This is a genomic window from Gluconobacter sp. R75690 (assembly GCF_015244525.1).
GTDB lineage: Bacteria > Pseudomonadota > Alphaproteobacteria > Acetobacterales > Acetobacteraceae > Gluconobacter > Gluconobacter potus.
The window spans coordinates 149,911-167,871 of sequence record NZ_JABCQB010000003.1 but is presented as its reverse complement, the minus strand read 5'-3'; the positions used below and the strand labels follow the sequence as shown (position 1 = coordinate 167,871).

Genomic DNA, 17,961 nt, shown 5'->3' with positions numbered 1-17,961 from the left:
AAGGCTAGAAGACCGTCGTGCCCTTACCTCTTACGATCGCGGCCGGTTTCTGCGCCCTTGTTTCCGCCGCCGGCAATCTGCAGGCGCTGGCGGGCGCAACCCTGCTCGCACGGTTCCGCCGGACGGAGCGAAGAGCGGACGAAGCCCTGCGCCTGTCGGACCGGACCTGGCCGTCAGTCACGGTTCTCAAGCCGCTGCACGGCAATGAGCCGCTGCTGGAGGATGCGCTGGAAAGCGTGTTCACCCAGGACTATCCGGATTTCCAGATCGTCTTCGGCGTTCAGGACAGGGAAGATACCGCCCTGGCCGTCATTGAGCGCCTCCGGGCGCGTCATCCGCGGATTCCGGTCAGCGTGGTGATCGATCCGCAGGAACACGGTCCGAACCGCAAGGTTGGCAATCTGATGAACATGTACGGTGAAGCCCGTCATGACATTATCGTGATTTCCGACTCCGATATTCACGCCAGCCCCAACTACCTGCGTCACGTCGTGACGAGTCTGGAAGAGCAGGGGACGGGCCTGGTTACGACATTGTATGCAGGGCGTCCTGCCGCAGGCACGCTCGTGCAGCAGCTCGGCGCCTGCCAGATCAATCATAACTTCCTGCCTGGCGTCATGATGTCCCGCTTTCTGGGGCGTCAGGACTGTCTCGGGGCCACAATGGCCCTGCGGCGTCAGACCCTTGAGGAGATCGGTGGCCTTGAGGCGCTGGTCGATCATGTGGCCGATGATGCCGAACTGGGTCAGCTTATCCGGGCGCGGGGTGAGAACATCGCCATTGCGCCTACCCTGACCCATACCACCGTGGGCGAGCATTCCATCAGCGACCTGCTGGCCCATGAGCTTCGCTGGGGACGGACCGTCAAGAACGTCGCGCCTGTCGGCTACGGACTGTCCGCCATCCAGCTTCCCCTGTTCTGGGCCGTGACGGCTGTCCTGTTCCGTCCGAACGCCTGGTGGACATGGTTCATGCTGCTTCTGACATGGCTGGTGCGCGCCATCGGAAGTCGTATCATGGACCGTGCCACGGACTGTCCGCTTCCGGCCGCAATCCCGCTTCTGGTGGTCCGTGACTGGCTGTCTGCGGCCATTATGGTGGGCAGTGCGCGCGGATCACGCGTTGCATGGCGGGGCAGAACGGTCCATATCGCCCGAAGAAAACGAAATTCCGCGTCCTGCGCCACCTCGCTCCAGGCCGGCGCCACCCACAGGAGTGTCCGATCATGATGAGAACCCTTTTTCTCCAGCCTCCTTCCTTCGACGGCTTCGATGGTGGCGCTGGCTCCCGCTACCAGGCGAAGCGTGAGATCAAGTCCTTCTGGTATCCGACATGGCTGGCGCAGCCTGCCGCGCTCGTTCCCGGATCGCGCCTGATCGATGCTCCGCCGGCCAAGATGGGCATGGATCCCATTCTCGAAGACGTGAAGAACCGTGACCTCGTCGTCATGCACACCTCCACGCCGTCCTTTGCGTCCGATGTCCGCGTTGCCCAGATGCTCAAGGATGCGAATCCCAAGCTGATGATCGGCATGGTGGGCGCGAAGGTTGCCGTCCAGCCCAACGAGAGCATGGAGAAGGGTGGTCCGATCGACTTCGTGGCCCGCAACGAGTTCGATTTCACCATCAAGGAAATCGCCGAGGGCAAGCCGCTCGCAGAAGTGGACGGCATCACCTGGCGCAATGAGAAGGGTGAGATCATCGCGAACAAGGATCGCGCGATGATCGAGGACATGGACAGCCTGCCGTTCGTGACCGAGGTCTACAAGCGCGACCTCAACATCAACGACTACTTCATCGGCTACCTGAAGCACCCGTACATCTCGATCTATACGGGCCGTGGCTGCAAGTCGCGCTGCACGTTCTGCCTGTGGCCGCAGACGGTTGGCGGTCACCGCTACCGGACCCGCAGTCCCGAGCATGTGGCCGCCGAAGTGCGTCTGGCCAAGCAGTACTTCCCCGAAGTGCAGGAATTCATGTTCGATGATGATACCTTCACGGACGACCTGCCGCGTGCCGAAGCCATTGCCCGGGAAATGGGCAAGCTCGGTGTCACATGGTCCTGCAACGCCAAGGCGAACGTCCCCTACGAGACCCTGAAGGTTCTCAAGGAAAACGGCCTGCGCCTGCTGCTGGTCGGCTACGAGAGCGGCAACCAGCAGATCTTGCACAACATCAAGAAGGGCATGCGCGTCGAGACCGCCAAGGAATTCACGCGCAACTGCCACAAGCTGGGCATCAAGATCCACGGAACCTTCATCGTCGGCCTGCCGGGCGAGACGAAGGAGACCATCCAGGAGACGATCAAGTTCGCCAAGGAAATCAACCCGCACACCCTGCAGGTCTCCTTGGCCGCGCCGTATCCGGGCACGTTCCTGCACAAGCAGGCGACGGAAAACGGCTGGCTGAACGAGGCGGAAGCCGAACTGATCGATGAGAGCGGCGTGCAGATCGCCCCGCTGCATTACCCACACCTGTCGCACACGGAAATCTTCGAGAGCGTCGAGGAGTTCTATCGCAAGTTCTACTTCCGCGGCTCCAAGATCGCCTCGATCGTCAACGAGATGGTCCGCAGCCCGCAGATGATGAAGCGCCGCCTGCGTGAGGGTGTGGAGTTCTTCCAGTTCCTCAAGGACCGTCACGCCGCCTGAACGGTGCGCGCCTGACCGAAAACTACCCAGGGGTCATGGCAGATGTCATGGCCCCTTTTTCGTGAGACCTGCCATGACATCCAGCACCCTTCGCCGTGCCATCGTATCCGCCGATGATTTTGGCATGAGCCTCGAAGTCAACGAGGCCATCGAACAGGCCCATCGCAATGGAATCCTGTCCACGGCCAGCCTGATGGTTGCGGGCGATGCCGCCGAAGACGCCATCCGGCGGGCGAAGACCATGCCGGATCTGAAGGTTGGGCTGCATGTGGTGGCGATCGAAGGCAAGTCCGTCCTTGATCTGCCAGCCATTACGGATGAGCAGGGCTGGTTCGGCCGCAACCAGCTCCGTCTTGGCGTGGAGTATTTTTTCTGCCCGGCCGCGCGCCATGCCCTACGCCGCGAGATCGAGGCCCAGTTCCGGGCCTTTGCTGCGACCGGGCTCACGCTCGATCATGCCAATGCCCACAAGCACATGCATCTGCATCCGACCGTGGGGCGCTTCCTGATCGAGTCCGGTCTGGAGCATGGATTGCGGGCTGTCCGCTCGCCTTTCGAGCCGCCGGAGCCTGTCGAGGCCAACGATACGCTGGGAGACCGTGCCCTGCGTCACTGGATCGGCGTCCTGCGCCACCAGATCCGCAAAGCGGGGCTGAAAACCAATGACTGGTGTTTCGGTCTGCGCTGGTCCGGTCACATGACGCCGGACCATATCCGCGGCCTTATTCCGCGCCTGCCGGCTGGCACGAGCGAAATCTACTTCCACCCCGCCACGGCCCAGAACGCCATGATGAAGCGCTTCATGCCGGGCTATGAGCAGGAAGGCGAGCTGGCTGCCCTTCTGGACCCGGCCGTGCGGGCATCATTCGACCGGTATGGTGTCGCCCGCATCGGCTGGGCCGATCTGTAAGACCGGCTCTGACCGATAGGGCAGGGCGAGGCTCAGGCCGTCAGCGTAAACGCCTCGGTCGGGCGTGCGCCGTAACGGGTGATGATCTCACCGGCGGCCTGGTTGCCCAGCTTCGCGCAGGTCACGAGGTCATGCTTCTTGCTCAGACCGGCAAGGAAGCCCGCGGCGAATGCGTCACCCGCGCCCGTGGTGTCCACGACCTTCACTTCGGTCGTCGGCACATCATGGCGCTCTCCGTCGCCGATGACGACCGCGCCCTTCTCGCCACGCGTGATGGCGGCCAGCTTCGTCTCGGCGGAGACCTGCGTGATGGCTTCTTCGAAATCCGTGACTTCGTACAGCGCCAGAAGTTCGGCCTCGTTGGCGAACAGGATGTCCACATGACCGGCCACGAGTTCGTGGAAGGCGGCGCGGTGACGCTCCACGCAGAACGTATCGGACAGCGTCAGGGCGACCTGACGGCCGGCCTTGCGGGCCAGACGGGCAGCGTGTTCGAACGCCTCCTGGGCATGCGGCTTGTCGTACAGATAGCCTTCCAGATAGGTGATCGCCGCATCGGCCACGACGGATTCATGCACGTCCTCGGGCGTGAATTCCGTGCAGGCGCCGAGATAGGTGAACATTGTGCGCTGGCCTTCCGGCGTGACCAGAACGATGCAGCGTGCGGTTGGGGTGCCATCGGCGGCCGGCAGCGGCTCGGACGGGAAGGTGATGCCCTGCTCGCGGATGTCGCGTGTGAAGTGGTCGCCGGCTTCGTCAGCCGTCACCTTGCCGAGATACGCAACCTTTGCGCCCATGCGGGCCGCCACGACGGCCGTATTCGCGCCGGACCCGCCGCCGGTCACGTTTTCGATATCGACGCGGCTTTCGATGGCATGCGCCGTGGGAGCGTCAATCAGGGTCATGCTCCCGGCAGCGGCGCCAAGCCCGTCGATCAGATCCTGACCCACAGGGGCGAGGACGTCGACGATGGCATTGCCGATACACAGAAGGTCATGCTGGGGTGCAGACATTGGAACTCCGGTCAGGTCGCTGAAAACTTCGGAAAAAAACATCTAACGGGCAGACTGCGCCATTAAATCAACACGATCATAGGTCCCCTCTGGGTTCACGCCAACTCCCGGTCCGTCCGGCGCCGTTTTCATGCGTGGCCCTTCGCCACATTTATGGAAATGCGCGTCTTGTCCCGCCGGGTGGTGAGCGTGTAGCGTTGTCGAAAGGCCCGACCTGACTGTTCCGCCTTCGCGAGGGAGCATACGGGAGACGCCCTAGACAGAGAGTGTTCTTTACCAGATCCGCAGCGGGGTTTCCTTGTTCAGAAGACGCAAACCGGAAGATGACTCCAAACCTGCAGAGAACAGCAAACTCGCAGGGCAGCCCATTTTCCCCAACCGGCCGGACGCTCCCAGCCAGACGGCTCCCGCGTCAGGATCCGGATCGCCCACCAGTCCCCAGCAGCCCAACCAGCAGAAGGACCCCGCTCCCATGGGTCGTACCCCTTTCCCGGCGCCGCCGTCCCCCAACTCTCCGACGGGCGCGATGCCGGCAGGGGCTCCGCGCCCCGGTGCGGCCGCCGTTCCGGGCGCCCCGCGCCAGACCGGGCCGGAGCGCCGCACGCTCGTCGTGGGCCGCGGCATCAGCGTCCAGGGTTCGGTGCAGGACGCCGAGCGCCTCGTGGTCGAGGGGACCGTCGAGTCCAGCATGATCCAGGCCAGCGAGCTTCAGGTCACGCATGGCGGCGTCTTCCGCGGTGGTGTTGAAGTCGAGGACGCGGAACTGGCTGGCACGATTGACGGGACCCTGACCGTCAATGGCAGCCTGACGATCCGCTCCACCGGCCGTCTGATCGGCAAGGTGAAGTGCCGTCGCCTGCAGGTCGAGGACGGTGGCCAGATCACCGGTCAGCTCGAAATGATCACGGATGGTGCGCCCGCACGCCCGGCTGCCAGCGAAGCCGCCAAGGCTGAGCCGGCTGCTGGTGAAGGCTCCAGCGAAGCACCCTGATCCGTTTTTCCGGACCAGCAGGAAAGCCCGTTCCCGTGCCGGGGCGGGCTTTTTTGTGTCCGGGTCCTTTCCGCTGGCGGCAGAACATCGCACAGGGCCGCCCAGACAGGAGAAACTCCATGACATTCCGTCTGCTCCCCGCAGTTGCCGCAGCCCTGCTGTGCGCCCCGTTCGCCGCGTCCGCGCAGGGTCTTTTCGGTCAGGCCCTGACGGGCCAGGCCACCCACGACATGCCTGCTTCCTGCGATAATGCCCGCTTCCTTGCGGACCAGCAGGGCCTTGAGCAGTCCGGCCCCACCCGCATCGATCTTCCCGAGCATCTTTGCGGGCAGGTTCTTGCCATATCGCCCAGAGCCAAGCGGACCCGCAGTGGCTGGCACGGTTATTTCTACGTTTCGGTCGGGCAGGGCGTCTCCATCCGGATCGTTTCCGATCTGGATGAAATGAATGCTCCGCAATGGCCCTGGGTCAACAAGGGCGATCAGGTCGAGGTGCAGGGCCGTTACTATTACGACAGCCTGCGCCGTCAGGGCGTGGACTGGACCCATCATGGTACGAGCCGCAAATGGCGCTGGCCGGGCTATGTCGTCGTGAATGGCACCCGGTACCAGTAACGAAAAAGGCCCGGCGAGACAGTGTCTCACCGGGCCTTTTTCTTGTTGGAAAGGGCTTCAGTTTGTCGCTTCGTCTTTCTTCGAAGCGCCATCTTCGCCCTTGGCGCTGTCCCGGCCTTCGATGATCTCGAAGTCGAGCGCGCCGTTTTTCATGCCGATCTTCACGGCGCCGCCCTGAGCCAGCCGTCCGAAGAGCAGCTCTTCCGCCAGCGGCTTCTTGATGTGCTCCTGAATGACGCGGCCCAGAGGACGCGCGCCATACAGGCGGTCATACCCGCGCTCGGCCAGCCATTCCTTCGCGCCCGACGAGATCTCGATCGTGACGTGACGGTCTGCCAGCTGGGCCTCAAGCTGGAGCACGAATTTCTCAACCACGCGGCCCACCGTTTCCGGCGTGAGGTTGGCGAACGGAATGATCGCATCCAGACGGTTGCGGAATTCCGGCGTGAACAGGCGCTTGATCGCCTCTGCATCCTCGCCACTGCGTACGGTCCGGCCAAACCCGATCGTCTCCTTGGACAGGTCCGCTGCACCCGCATTCGTGGTCATGATCAGGATCACGTTGCGGAAATCAACGACCTTGCCGTTGTGATCCGTCAGGCGACCATGGTCCATGACCTGAAGCAGGACATTGAACAGGTCCGGATGGGCCTTTTCGATCTCGTCCAGCAGAAGGACCGCATGCGGATGCTGGTCGATGGCATCCGTCAGCAGGCCGCCCTGATCGAAGCCGACATAACCCGGAGGCGCGCCGATCAGACGGGAGATCGAATGACGCTCCATGTATTCGGACATGTCGAAGCGGATCAGTTCGATCCCGAGCGAGTTGGCAAGCTGCTTGGCGACTTCCGTCTTGCCGACGCCCGTGGGGCCGGAGAACAGGTAGTTGCCAATCGGCTTTTCCGCATCGCGCAGTCCGGCACGGGACAGCTTGATCGCAGCGGCCAGCGCGTCGATCGCCTTGTCCTGCCCGAAGACCATGTTTCGCAGATCCCGCTCCAGATGGCGCAGGGTCTCGCGGTCATCGGCCGAGACGCTCTTGGGCGGGATGCGGGCGATCTTGGCGATGGCCTCTTCCACGTCCTTCAGCGTCACCGTCTTGCGGCGCTTGTTCTCGGGCACGAGCATCCGCGCGGCACCGACTTCGTCGATCACGTCGATCGCCTTGTCCGGCAGCTTGCGGTCATGGACATACTTGGCTGCCAGCTCGACCGCACCACGCAGGGCCTCGTCGGTATAGCGGACCTTGTGATGCTTTTCGTAGCTGCCTTTCAGGCCGCGCAGGATCTTGATCGCATCCTCGATCGAAGGCTCCGGCACGTCGATCTTCTGGAACCGGCGGACAAGCGCCCGATCCTTCTCGAAATGCTGGCGGAATTCCTTGTAGGTCGTGGAGCCGATGCAGCGCAGCGTTCCGGCAGCCAGGGCGGGCTTGAGCAGGTTGGACGCATCCATCGCCCCGCCCGACGTCGCACCGGCACCGATCACGGTGTGGATCTCGTCGATGAACAGGATGGCGCCAGGGGTCTGGTCCATTTCCGTCACGACGGCCTTCAGCCGCTCTTCGAAATCGCCGCGATAGCGCGTGCCGGCCAGAAGCGAACCCATGTCGAGCGAATAGATCGTGCTGTTCAGCAGCACTTCCGGCACGTCGCCTTCCACGATCCGCTTGGCCAGACCTTCAGCAATGGCCGTCTTGCCCACACCTGGATCGCCCACATAGAGCGGGTTGTTCTTGGTGCGGCGGCACAGGATCTGGATCGTGCGTTCGATTTCCTGATCGCGGCCGATGAGCGGATCGATCCGTCCCTCACGCGCACGTTCGTTCAGATCGACGCAATAGGTCGCCAATGCGCCTTCCTTGGCACTTTCCTTGCGCTCTTCACGCTCGGACGTGTCCTTGGAAGCCGCGGCCGGACGCCGTCCCGCGCCACGGTCCGGAGCCTTGGCAATGCCGTGAGAGATGAAATTGACCGCGTCGAGTCGCGTCATGTCCTGCAACTGCAGGAAATAGACGGCATGGCTCTCGCGTTCGGCGAACAGGGCCACCAGGACGTTCGCGCCTGTGACTTCGTCGCGACCCGTGCTCTGGACGTGAATCGCCGCACGCTGGATCACGCGCTGGAAGGCCGCGGTCGGCTTGGGTTCTGTCGGGCGTTCTGCCGCCAGTCCCGCCAGATCCTTGTCCAGGAAGTCCGTCAGGTCGGAGCGCAGCTTGTCGAGGTCGATGCCGCAGGCCCGGAAGACCGTCAGGGCATCGTCGTCCTCTGTCAGCGCGAGCAGAAGATGTTCGAGGGTTGCATATTCGTGACGCCGGTCACCTGCGAATGTCAGGGCGCGGTGGAGCGTCTGTTCGAGCGTACGGGACAGCATGTGATGGCGCTCCTCTCGACCTCTCGTAGGAAAGGTATCTTGTCGCGGAGTAACGTGTAACGCCAGCCAGAAACGCAGATGGAAACAAGAAAATATCCTGCGTCCGCGCTTTTCTGTCTGTCAGACGGATCAGTCTTTCTCGATCGTGCACTGAAGGGGGTGCTGGTTCTGGCGCGCCAGGTCCATCACCTGTGTCACCTTGCTCTCGGCCACTTCATACGTGAACACACCGCAGATTCCGACGCCACGCTGATGGACCTGAAGCATGATGGACGTCGCCTCATCGCGCGTCTTGGCAAAGAAACGCTCCAGGACATGCACCACGAATTCCATCGGCGTGTAGTCGTCATTGAGCATCAGGACCTTGTACATGGAAGGCTTGCGCGTCCGGGTTCGCGGCCGCACCACCACCCCGATGTCAAGGTCTTGATCCCCGTCTCCGTCCCCAGGTCCGTTCCCGGGCCCATGGGGCGGAATGGAGTCGGGAGACTCCGGCCCCATGCGGGATGCGAGCCGCGGGAATGCGGCACGGGGAAGGCCATTCAGACAGGGGGGAAGATCATAAGAAGACATGACTGGTATGATATGGTGCGAATTTCGGTCTTGAGAAGGGCCGCGCGCCTCTGAAATGAGGTTTTTATGCGCCCTCTGCCATGATGCTGCCGCGTTTGCCTCCTGCTTACGAAAAATTAAGGAAAGTCCTTCAAAGCTGGTGGACGGGAAGTTTTCAATGCGCCTAGAGTATCTGCAACGCCGGTGGCTTTAGAGCCCGAAACCCTTCCCGCGACGATGTTCCGTTCAGAGGCTGTCAGACAAATGCGTTTTCCGTTCCAGAAAGCTTTTCTGTTGTGCGCCATGACAGCCATGGGTCTGGGATCTGCCAAAGCGCAGTATGCCGGACATATCTCCAGCTATGTGATGGATGCCCGCACGGGCGCGGTTCTCTCGGCAACGGATGCCGAGCTTCAGCGCTATCCGGCGTCCCTGACCAAGCTCATGACCCTGTATCTGACCTTCCGCGCCCTTGAGGCCCATCAGATCACGCTCGACGATCAGGTTCCGGTCTCCATTCACGCATCCGTCCAGGCGCCTTCCAAGCTCGGGCTCGTGCCGGGGACGCGTCTGACGGTGGAACAGGGTATTCTGGGACTCGTCACCAAATCCGCCAATGACGCCGCCTGCGCTCTTGGTGAGTTTCTCGGCGGGGGGGACGAGGTCCGCTTCGCGCAGCTCATGACGCAGCAGGCCCGCGCCCTCGGCATGACCAACACGACCTTCCGCAATGCGTCCGGCCTGCCGGATCCGGATCAGGTCACCACGGCCCATGATCTTGCCCTGCTGTCACAGCATCTGATTTCGGATTTCCCGCAGTATTATCACTATTTCAACGTACCTTCGTTCTACTTCCATCGCCGCATGGTCCCGAACCATGACCCGATGCTGAAGATCTATGCGGGCGCGGATGGTCTCAAGACCGGCTATACCGATCTTGCAGGCCACAATCTCATCACGTCCGCCCAGCGCGGCAATGTCCGCCTGATCGGTGTGGTCATGGGGGCGTCGAACAATACCCGCCGTTCGATGGAAATGGTGTCGCTGCTCGACAAGGGCTTTGCCGATGAGGGGGTCGCGCCCCAGCCGCTTCTTCACCCGGTGGCACCGTCCGGCGTGCTGATGGCTTCGGCCCGTCGTCGCGGTCATTTCCGTCACTCTGTCCTGCTCGCGTCGTCGCGTCCGATGGAAGTGGCCGATGCCCCGACCGCTCCGCGCCGTTATGGGCGGATTTCCCATCATGGCGCGGCCGTCCGGATGGTCAGCGCGCGTCATGTCGTCGCCCACAAAAAGCGTTCCCGGCACAGCTGATGCCGAAAATCTGACCTGCCGCCTTGCGATCCAGTCCGGACAGACGCATTTTGTCCGGGCTTTTTGAAGATTGAAGGATCGGGCAGCAGATATGGATAAGGCACGGGGTATCGTTCTCTACGATCAGGACGATTTCAAACATCTGCATCGCGTCGGTCGTCTGACGGCAGAGGCGCTGGACATGATCACCCCCCATGTTCAGCCTGGCGTCACCACGGAAGAGCTTAACCAGCTTATCCATGACTTCACGATCGCTCATGGCGCCACGCCGGCCCCGCTGAACTATCGCGGCTATCCGAAATCCTGCTGCATCTCGATCAACCACGTCGTGTGCCACGGCATTCCGGGCTCCAAGAAGCTGTCCAACGGGGATATCGTCAATATCGACGTCACCTCCATTCTGGATGGCTGGTATGGCGACAGTTCGCGCATGTATGTCGTGGGCAAGGCGCCCAAGAAGGCCGAGAAGCTGGTCGATGTGACCTATGATGCGATGATGCGCGGCATCGCCCAGGTCCGTCCCGGCAACACGCTTGGCGATATCGGCCATGCCATCCAGGAATATGCAGAGGCCAACCGCTTCTCCATCGTGCGGGATTTCTGCGGCCATGGCATCGGCCGCGATTTCCACTCCGAGCCGAACATTCTGCACTACGGCAGGCCGGGCGAGGGCGTGAAGCTCGTGGAAGGTATGGTCTTCACGATCGAGCCGATGCTGAACATTGGCCGTCCGGACGTGAAGATCCTTGATGATGGCTGGACAGCCGTTACCCGTGACCGCACCCTGTCCGCCCAGTTCGAGCATCAGGTCGGCGTGACGGCCGATGGCTGCGAAATCTTCACCCTGTCCCCCAAAGGCTACACCAAGCCACCCTACGGAGAGACTGCATGAGAGCGTTTCCGCTTCTTCTCGCCACGCTCCTGATCAGCAGCACGACGCTCGCCAATGCCGCGCCTCAAGCGCTCAGCTCCGCCCATGATCCGCTGGCCTTCGGTCCGGATCATGTCAGTGCCGGTGTTCTGGCTTCGGGGCGTCACGGCATGGTGGTCTCGGCCCAGCATCTCGCCTCCGATGCGGGCGCGAAGATTCTGGCGCAGGGCGGGAATGCGGTCGATGCGGCTGTGGCTGTCGGATATGCGCTGGCCGTGGTTTACCCCGCAGCCGGCAATATCGGCGGCGGCGGCTTCATGACCCTGCGCCTGAAGACCGGCCAGACGGTCTTCATTGATTTCCGCGAGCATGCTCCGGGTGCCGCAACGGCCACGATGTATCAGGACGCTTCGGGCAAGGTCATTCCGGGCCTCTCCACCGAGGGCTGGAAGGCCGTTGCCATCCCTGGCACGGTGGCGGGTCTGGACGCTATCCTGCAAAAATGGGGCCACCTGTCGCGCGCCAAGGTCATGGCGCCTGCCATTGCGCTGGCCCGTGACGGCTTCATTCTGAATCAGGGCGATGCGGATCTCCTGCACACGTCTACGCGCTATTTCCAGAAGGACCCGTATGCCCGGGCGTTCTATCTGCGTCCCGATGGTACGCCGCTTCAGGCCGGTGACCGTCTGGTGCAGAAGGATCTGGCCAACTCCCTCGAACTGGTCGCGAAGGAAGGCCCTAAAACTTTCTATGAAGGTCCGATCGCGAAAGAAATCGTGCGTGCAAGCACGGAAGGCGGCGGTCTGCTTCAGCCTGCCGATTTCACGTCCTATCACATCCGCCATCTCGAACCGATCCGCTGCACCTATCGCGGTTACACGATCGATACCGCGCCCCCGCCGAGCGGTGGCGGCGTTGCGCTTTGCGAGATCCTGAACATCCTGTCCGGCTACGACATGCATGCGCTTGGCCTGCACACGGCACCGTCCGTGCAGCGTGAAGTTGAGGCCATGCGGCACGCCTATTCAGACCGCCGTGACCTGGGCGATCCGGATTTCGTGCACAACCCCGTCGAGCACCTGACCGACCCGGCCTATGCCTATCAGATCCGTCAGGGCATCCCGACCGATCACGCCCTGTCGTCCAGCACGCTGAGGGCAGGGGAGCCGCTTCCCGCTCCCGTGGCGCAGGGGGCGCCTGACACGCAGGAAAAGCACGAGACGACGCAGTTCTCCGTGCTCGATCATGATGGCATGGCCGTTTCCGCGACCTATACCCTCAATGGATGGTTCGGTGCGGGCGTGATGGGTGGCCATACCGGCATCTGGATGAATGACGAAATGGACGATTTCTCGTCCAAGCCGGGTGCGCCCAACATGTTCGGCATTGTCGGTTCGGAAGCGAATGCGATTGCGCCGGGCAAGACGCCCCTGTCGTCGATGTCACCGTCCATCGTTTCGCGTGATGGCAAGACCGTCATGGTGATCGGCAGCCCGGGTGGGTCGCGGATTCCGACCATCACGCTGTCCGTCATTCTGGGTGTGATCGATTACGGGCTGGATATCCGTCAGGCCGTGGATCTGCCGCGAATCCACGAGCAGTGGGAGCCTTCGGCTGTCGAGCTGGAACCCGGCGCGCTGTCTGACGAGACCATGCAGACCCTCAAGGCCGAAGGCTATGCCCTGTCGCCGCATCGCCCCTGGGGGGTGGCTGAAGGTATTCTTGCGGACCACCCGAGCCTGTCCGCTGCCAAGACCGGCCTGATCTATGGTGCAGCTGATCCGCGCCACATGGGCGGGGCGGCTGTCGGAGAATAAGACGGGACAATGAGGGCGCACTCTGATGATTGGGGGTTGTCAGACACCCCTCTCTCCGTGTTAGGAGAGCGCCGGGAGGTCGGCTTTGGACGGATACCTTGCCAACCCGGTCAGGTCCGGAAGGAAGCAGCCGCAGTGAGTTTTATCCGGGTTGAATGTCCGGCCTCCTACCTCACACAGATCACCGGACGCTCCGGTTCATTCCATGCAGCGTCCCGACCGTTAGTGCACGGTCCCATCCTCGGTGCTGAGGGTTCAACACTTCCATGACTGATGACAACGACGATCTCCCCCTGCCGCCCGAAAATGGCGGCGGCTTCTTTGGAGACGCGCCAGAGCCGGAAATGTCTGCGCCTCCGGCTGCCGAGGCCACGCCCTATCGCGTTCTGGCCCGCAAATACCGTCCGCAGACCTTCGATGACCTGATCGGTCAGGATTCCCTCGTCCGCATCCTGCGCCGTGCTTTCGAACTCAAGCGTGTGGCACATGCCTTCATGCTGACCGGCGTGCGCGGTGTCGGCAAGACGACGACAGCCCGGATCATCGCCCGCGCCCTGAACTGTGTGGGCCCGGACGGCAATGGCGGTCCGACCGCCGATCCTTGTGGCGTTTGCCCCAACTGCACTGCCATTCTCGCGGACCGTCATCCCGACGTTCTGGAAATGGATGCCGCTTCCCGCACCGGCGTGGACGATGTGCGCGAAATCATCGAGGCCACGCGCTTCCGCCCGATGCAGGCGCGGATGAAGGTCTTCATCATCGATGAAGTCCACATGCTCTCACGCAACGCTTTCAACGCGCTGCTCAAGACGCTTGAAGAACCGCCGCCGCAGGTCACGTTTATTTTCGCCACGACCGAGTTGCGCAAGGTCCCGGTGACGGTGCTGTCGCGTTGCCAGCGTTTCGACCTGCGCCGTGTTCCGCAGTCTCTTCTGGCCGGGCATTTCCACAATATTGCCGTTAAAGAAGGCGCGATTCTTTCTGAAGACGCGCTTGCCCTGATTGCCCGTGCGGCGGATGGCTCCGTGCGTGACGGGCTTTCGCTGCTCGATCAGGCCATCGCGCAGGGGGCCAGTGACGCCGATGCCGTGGCCGATATGCTCGGCCTGGCGGATCGCGGACTGGTCTTCGATCTGCTGGACGCCCTGATGGCTGGCAAACCAGCGGACGCGCTGGACCTGACCGATCAGGCCTATGCCCGTGGTGCCGATCTCGGCGTTCTGCTGGCGGATCTGCTGGACCTGCTGCACCTGATTTCGCGCCTCAAGGCCATTCCCTCGCTACGGGAAGGCCGGGATCTGCCGGAAGCCGAGCGCACGCGCGGTGCGGCTCTGGCCGATCGGCTGTCCAATGCTGTTCTGGGGCGCGCCTGGCAGATCCTGCTCAAGGGGGTGCAGGAAGTCGAGACCGCTCCGGATCGCCGTCAGGCGGCCGAGATGGTGTTGATCCGTCTGTGCCATGCCAGCCTGCTGCCCACGCCGGACCGCCTGATCCGCCAGTTGACCGAAGGGGGACAGGACCTGTCGCTCCCGGCTGGTCCGTCCGGCCCGATGGGGGGGGCGTCTTCCGCCGCGCCGTCCGGGGCGGTCAGTGGCATCGCGTCCAGCAGTGTCAGTGAGACCTCTGGTGGTCCCGGACCCCGCGCGCATGTCCGGCTGGTCGCCAATGGGGGTGAGATTGTCGAGCCCGGCATCGGTTATGCCGAGCCGGTTGCGGAACCAGAGCCCGAACCCGAGCTTCCGCCCCCACCACGGACCTGGCGTGAAATGGTGGCGATGGTGGCGCGTGAGCGTGAACCGGTTCTGCATGGCCTGCTGCGCAATGCCGTGCATCTCGTGCGCTTTTCGCCGCCGGATGTGCAGATCCGCGCCGAAGAGCCGCAGGCCCGCATCGAACGCCAGCTTCAGAAACTGCTGGACCGTGTCTATCCCGGCCAGTGGCGCGTCAGTGCCTCAACGGCTCCGGGCGAGCCGACGCTGGATGAGCAGGGTGCCGAAGTCATAGCGATCAATCAGGCTTCGGTGGAGCAGCACCCGCTGGTGCAGGCCATCCTGAAGACTTTTCCGGGCGCGAAGATCGGGGACGTGCAGGATCATTCCCTTGATGAATACGGTCTGCCGCCGGAAATCACCGTGCCGCTGACCGATGACGAACCGCCCGATCTGGAATTCGCACCCCTGGATGCCGATTTCCTTGATGAAGACGATCTGAACCTGAACCGATAGGACGATACCGATGAAGAACCTTGCCGGACTGATGAAGCAGGCCAGCCAGATGCAGGCCAAGATGGAAGCCGCCCAGAGCAATCTGGCGTCTCTCATTGTCGAAGGCTCTGCCGGTGCGGGTCTGGTGACGGTCAAGCTGACGGGGAAGGGCGAGATGCGTGATCTGAAGATCGACCCGCAGCTGGCCGATCCGAGCGATATTGAAACGCTTCAGGACCTGATCGTTGCCGCCTATACGGATGCCAAGACCAAGGCTGAAGCTGCAAGCTCTGAAGCCATGCGTGACGTAACCGGTGGGCTCGACCTTCCGGCCGGTCTGAAGCTGCCGTTCTGATCCGGCTGACAGGGACTGCACGCCCATGATGGGCCACGGCGACATCGACCAGCTGATCACCATGCTTGCGCGTCTGCCGGGACTGGGGCCACGCTCCGCCCGTCGGGCCGCGCTGGCTCTTCTGCGCCAGCCGGAAAGCCGGATGCTGCCGCTCGCCCATCTGATGGAGCGCGCAGCCACGAGCGTGAAGACCTGCACCCTATGCGGCAATCTCGATACGGTCGATCCGTGCCATATCTGCACGGATGCAGGGCGTGACCGGGGCCTGATCTGCGTGGTCGAGACCGTGGGCGATCTTTGGGCGCTGGAACGCGCAGGCGTCCATCGCGGCGTTTATCAGGTTCTGGGCGGCACCCTGTCCGCGCTCGCCGGGCTTGGCCCCGATGACCTGAATGTCCGCCCGCTGTTCGAGCGGATCGAGGAAGGCGGGGTAAGGGAAGTGATCCTTGCCCTGAGCGCCACCGTTGAAGGCGCAACGACCGCGCACTGGCTTCAGGAGCGTCTGCTACCCACGGGCGTGACCGTGACGCGCGTGGGGCATGGCGTCCCCATGGGCGGCGCACTGGATGTGCTGGATGACGGCACGCTGGCTGCGGCCCTTACGGCCCGTCGCTCTCTCTGACCATGACGCTGCCCTTCCGGATTCCACTGCGCGTTCCCCGTGTCGCGCTCGTCACGGGAAGCGCGCGCCGTATTGGCGCTGCTCTCGTGGAGATGCTGGCGGAGCAGGGATTCGCGGTCGCCATTCACTGCCGTGACAGTACGCGCGAGGCTGAAGCCCTGCTGGAGCGGATCGGCGGCAAAGGCTGCGTCCTGCAGGCAGATCTGCAACGCGAAGAGGATGTGGAAGCGCTTCTGCTTCGTGCCAGCGCCGCGCTTGGCCCGGTCGGCATCCTCATCAACAATGCGTCCGCCTTTGTCCGTGATGAAATGGGCAGCGTGACCCGCGAAAGCTGGGACCTGCATCTCGAAACCAATCTTCGCGCGCCGTTCGTTCTCTCACAGGCCATGGCGCAGGCACTTCCCGAAGAGGCAGAGGGTCTGATCCTGAATATGCTGGACCAGCGTGTCTGGAACCTGACCCCGCATTTCGTCAGCTATACCCTGTCCCGCACGGGGTTATGGACCCTGACGCAGACCATGGCCCTCGCACTCGCGCCCCGGGTGCGGGTGAATGCGATCGGTCCCGGTCCGGTCCTGCCGGCCGTGCGTCAGAGCCAGGAACATTTTGACAGCATGTGCGCGCGAACTCCGCTGCAACACGGCTCCTCACCCGAGGAAATCGCTCAGGCTGCGCTCGCGCTGTTTGCGTTGCCATCCGTGACAGGCCAGATGCTTGCGCTCGACGGCGGCCAGCATTTGAACTGGTCGCCCGCGTCCTGAAGTCTCAGGGGCGGATCGCGGCCGGAAGATAATCTTCCACGACGAGTGAAATCGGCGCGTCATCGACCCCGCGCCTTAGCAGCGCGCGGTTTTCCAGAACGATTCCCGATACCCTGCCCGGAAAACGTGTTTCGAGTCTCTGACGCCGGAAAGCAGTTTGGTGGACCACACGACCGAACGGCGTGTCCGTCTGTTCCAGCAGGGTATTCATGGCGGGGGAGAGGCGCTCTGGCACATACCAGTTCCACGCATCCGACAGCACGGTCTCGCCGCACAGCAGCCGGACATGACGCGTCATGACCTGATGCGTTTCGCGGACCTGCAGGAGCGTCAGAATATCTTCCGTCACCGGCCGGTCCACGCTCAGGCGGATCACGCGGATCGGGGTGGGGCAGCGGGCCTGAAGTGCTGCCGTGGCGCTGGGCTGGCTATCGAGCCGGGCCCTGAATGCGCGAACGGCTGCGCTGTCCGGGGCAAATACACCTTCCGGATCAGAACAGCCGCTCATCAGTACCGCCAGAAAAACAGCCCAGAGGACTTTGGAGACAACCTTAGTTGTCGTCGCGGTCATCCTTGTCGTTCGGGACTTCGATGTCATTGCTGAGATCATCGTCATCGTCCAGATCGTCGTCCGGGGCGATCACATCATCATCGTCCTCGTCTTCGGCGACTTCCAGATCCACATCGTCCTCAAGCTCGGCGGCCTTGGGCTTCGGATCCTTCTCTTCCGGCAGCGGAACCTCGCTGCGCTTGAGACGGGAATCGTCCGGCTGCGTCGTGCCGCATTTCGGGCACACCGCAGGGACGCGGTTGAGGTCATAGAAGCGGGCGCTGCATTCAACGCATGTCCGTTTCAGACCAAGTTCGGGTTTTGCCATTGTGCGGAGCCTGCTAATGCCTCGAATAAGGAACGCGGC

General features: G+C 62.8%; 17 protein-coding genes and 1 other RNA gene. 13 read left to right on the top strand and 5 right to left on the bottom strand.

Annotated features, from left to right (window positions below):
* Positions 1 to 17 precede the first annotated feature (17 nt).
* The 3 genes from hpnI (at position 18) to hpnK (ending at position 3,560) form a co-directional block, all read left to right on the top strand.
* Positions 18 to 1,229 (top strand): bacteriohopanetetrol glucosamine biosynthesis glycosyltransferase HpnI, encoded by a 1,212-nt coding sequence (hpnI, locus tag HKD27_RS04730; RefSeq protein WP_194688698.1) that lies wholly within the window; start codon positions 18 to 20, stop codon positions 1,227 to 1,229.
* Positions 1,226 to 2,650: a hopanoid biosynthesis associated radical SAM protein HpnJ gene (gene hpnJ, locus HKD27_RS04725; RefSeq protein ID WP_194263857.1), complete on the top strand. Its 1,425-nt coding sequence runs from the start codon at positions 1,226 to 1,228 to the stop codon at positions 2,648 to 2,650. The genes hpnI and hpnJ overlap by 4 nt, the downstream gene beginning before the upstream one ends.
* Before the next feature lie 73 nt (positions 2,651 to 2,723).
* Entirely contained in the window at positions 2,724 to 3,560 is an 837-nt protein-coding gene (hpnK, locus tag HKD27_RS04720; RefSeq protein ID WP_194688699.1) for a hopanoid biosynthesis-associated protein HpnK, read from the top strand.
* Positions 3,561 to 3,592: 32 nt separating this feature from the next.
* Here hpnK and HKD27_RS04715 read toward each other — a convergent pair whose 3' ends face one another.
* Positions 3,593 to 4,573, bottom strand: a complete 981-nt coding sequence (locus tag HKD27_RS04715; protein WP_194688700.1) for an adenosine kinase — start codon at positions 4,571 to 4,573, stop codon at positions 3,593 to 3,595.
* A gap of 298 nt (positions 4,574 to 4,871) precedes the next feature.
* Here HKD27_RS04715 and HKD27_RS04710 point away from each other — a divergent pair, with 298 nt between their 5' ends.
* Entirely contained in the window at positions 4,872 to 5,564 is a 693-nt protein-coding gene (locus tag HKD27_RS04710; protein ID WP_228119110.1) for a polymer-forming cytoskeletal protein, read from the top strand.
* Between the two features lie 119 nt (positions 5,565 to 5,683).
* Positions 5,684 to 6,178, top strand: a complete 495-nt coding sequence (locus HKD27_RS04705) for a DUF3465 domain-containing protein (protein ID WP_194688701.1) — start codon at positions 5,684 to 5,686, stop codon at positions 6,176 to 6,178.
* A gap of 57 nt (positions 6,179 to 6,235) precedes the next feature.
* On the opposite strand, the gene clpA is transcribed toward HKD27_RS04705, so the two are convergent.
* Entirely contained in the window at positions 6,236 to 8,551 is a 2,316-nt protein-coding gene (clpA, locus tag HKD27_RS04700) for an ATP-dependent Clp protease ATP-binding subunit ClpA (protein WP_194688702.1), read from the bottom strand.
* A 129-nt stretch (positions 8,552 to 8,680) separates the two neighbouring features.
* Positions 8,681 to 9,124, bottom strand: a complete 444-nt coding sequence (gene clpS, locus HKD27_RS04695; protein WP_194688703.1) for an ATP-dependent Clp protease adapter ClpS — start codon at positions 9,122 to 9,124, stop codon at positions 8,681 to 8,683.
* A gap of 243 nt (positions 9,125 to 9,367) precedes the next feature.
* Here clpS and HKD27_RS04690 point away from each other — a divergent pair, with 243 nt between their 5' ends.
* The 8 genes from HKD27_RS04690 to HKD27_RS04655 all read left to right on the top strand — a co-directional run bounded on the left by HKD27_RS04690 (position 9,368) and on the right by HKD27_RS04655 (position 17,044).
* On the top strand, positions 9,368 to 10,414 hold the full coding sequence (locus HKD27_RS04690) for a D-alanyl-D-alanine carboxypeptidase family protein (protein ID WP_194263850.1): 1,047 nt from the start codon (positions 9,368 to 9,370) through the stop codon (positions 10,412 to 10,414).
* 91 nt (positions 10,415 to 10,505) lie between these two features.
* On the top strand, positions 10,506 to 11,306 hold the full coding sequence (gene map / locus HKD27_RS04685) for a type I methionyl aminopeptidase (protein ID WP_041111196.1): 801 nt from the start codon (positions 10,506 to 10,508) through the stop codon (positions 11,304 to 11,306).
* Positions 11,303 to 13,102, top strand: a complete 1,800-nt coding sequence (ggt, locus tag HKD27_RS04680) for a gamma-glutamyltransferase (RefSeq protein WP_194688704.1) — start codon at positions 11,303 to 11,305, stop codon at positions 13,100 to 13,102. The genes map and ggt overlap by 4 nt, the downstream gene beginning before the upstream one ends.
* A 74-nt stretch (positions 13,103 to 13,176) precedes the next feature.
* Positions 13,177 to 13,273, top strand: an RNA gene (ffs, locus tag HKD27_RS04675) — signal recognition particle sRNA small type.
* Between the two features lie 95 nt (positions 13,274 to 13,368).
* Positions 13,369 to 15,327, top strand: coding sequence for a DNA polymerase III subunit gamma/tau (locus tag HKD27_RS04670; RefSeq protein WP_194688705.1), 1,959 nt, complete (start codon positions 13,369 to 13,371; stop codon positions 15,325 to 15,327).
* 10 nt (positions 15,328 to 15,337) lie between these two features.
* Entirely contained in the window at positions 15,338 to 15,661 is a 324-nt protein-coding gene (locus HKD27_RS04665; RefSeq protein ID WP_062497712.1) for a YbaB/EbfC family nucleoid-associated protein, read from the top strand.
* 25 nt (positions 15,662 to 15,686) lie between these two features.
* Positions 15,687 to 16,283, top strand: a complete 597-nt coding sequence (gene recR / locus HKD27_RS04660; RefSeq protein ID WP_041111188.1) for a recombination mediator RecR — start codon at positions 15,687 to 15,689, stop codon at positions 16,281 to 16,283.
* 2 nt (positions 16,284 to 16,285) lie between these two features.
* Entirely contained in the window at positions 16,286 to 17,044 is a 759-nt protein-coding gene (locus HKD27_RS04655; protein ID WP_194688706.1) for an SDR family oxidoreductase, read from the top strand.
* Between the two features lie 4 nt (positions 17,045 to 17,048).
* Here HKD27_RS04655 and HKD27_RS04650 read toward each other — a convergent pair whose 3' ends face one another.
* Positions 17,049 to 17,552 carry a hypothetical protein gene (locus tag HKD27_RS04650; RefSeq protein WP_194688707.1) on the bottom strand — a complete coding sequence of 168 codons (504 nt, stop codon included), beginning with the start codon at positions 17,550 to 17,552 and terminating at the stop codon, positions 17,049 to 17,051.
* 43 nt (positions 17,553 to 17,595) lie between these two features.
* Positions 17,596 to 17,922, bottom strand: a complete 327-nt coding sequence (locus HKD27_RS04645) for a TIGR02300 family protein (RefSeq protein ID WP_024716857.1) — start codon at positions 17,920 to 17,922, stop codon at positions 17,596 to 17,598.
* Between the last annotated feature and the right edge of the window lie 39 nt (positions 17,923 to 17,961).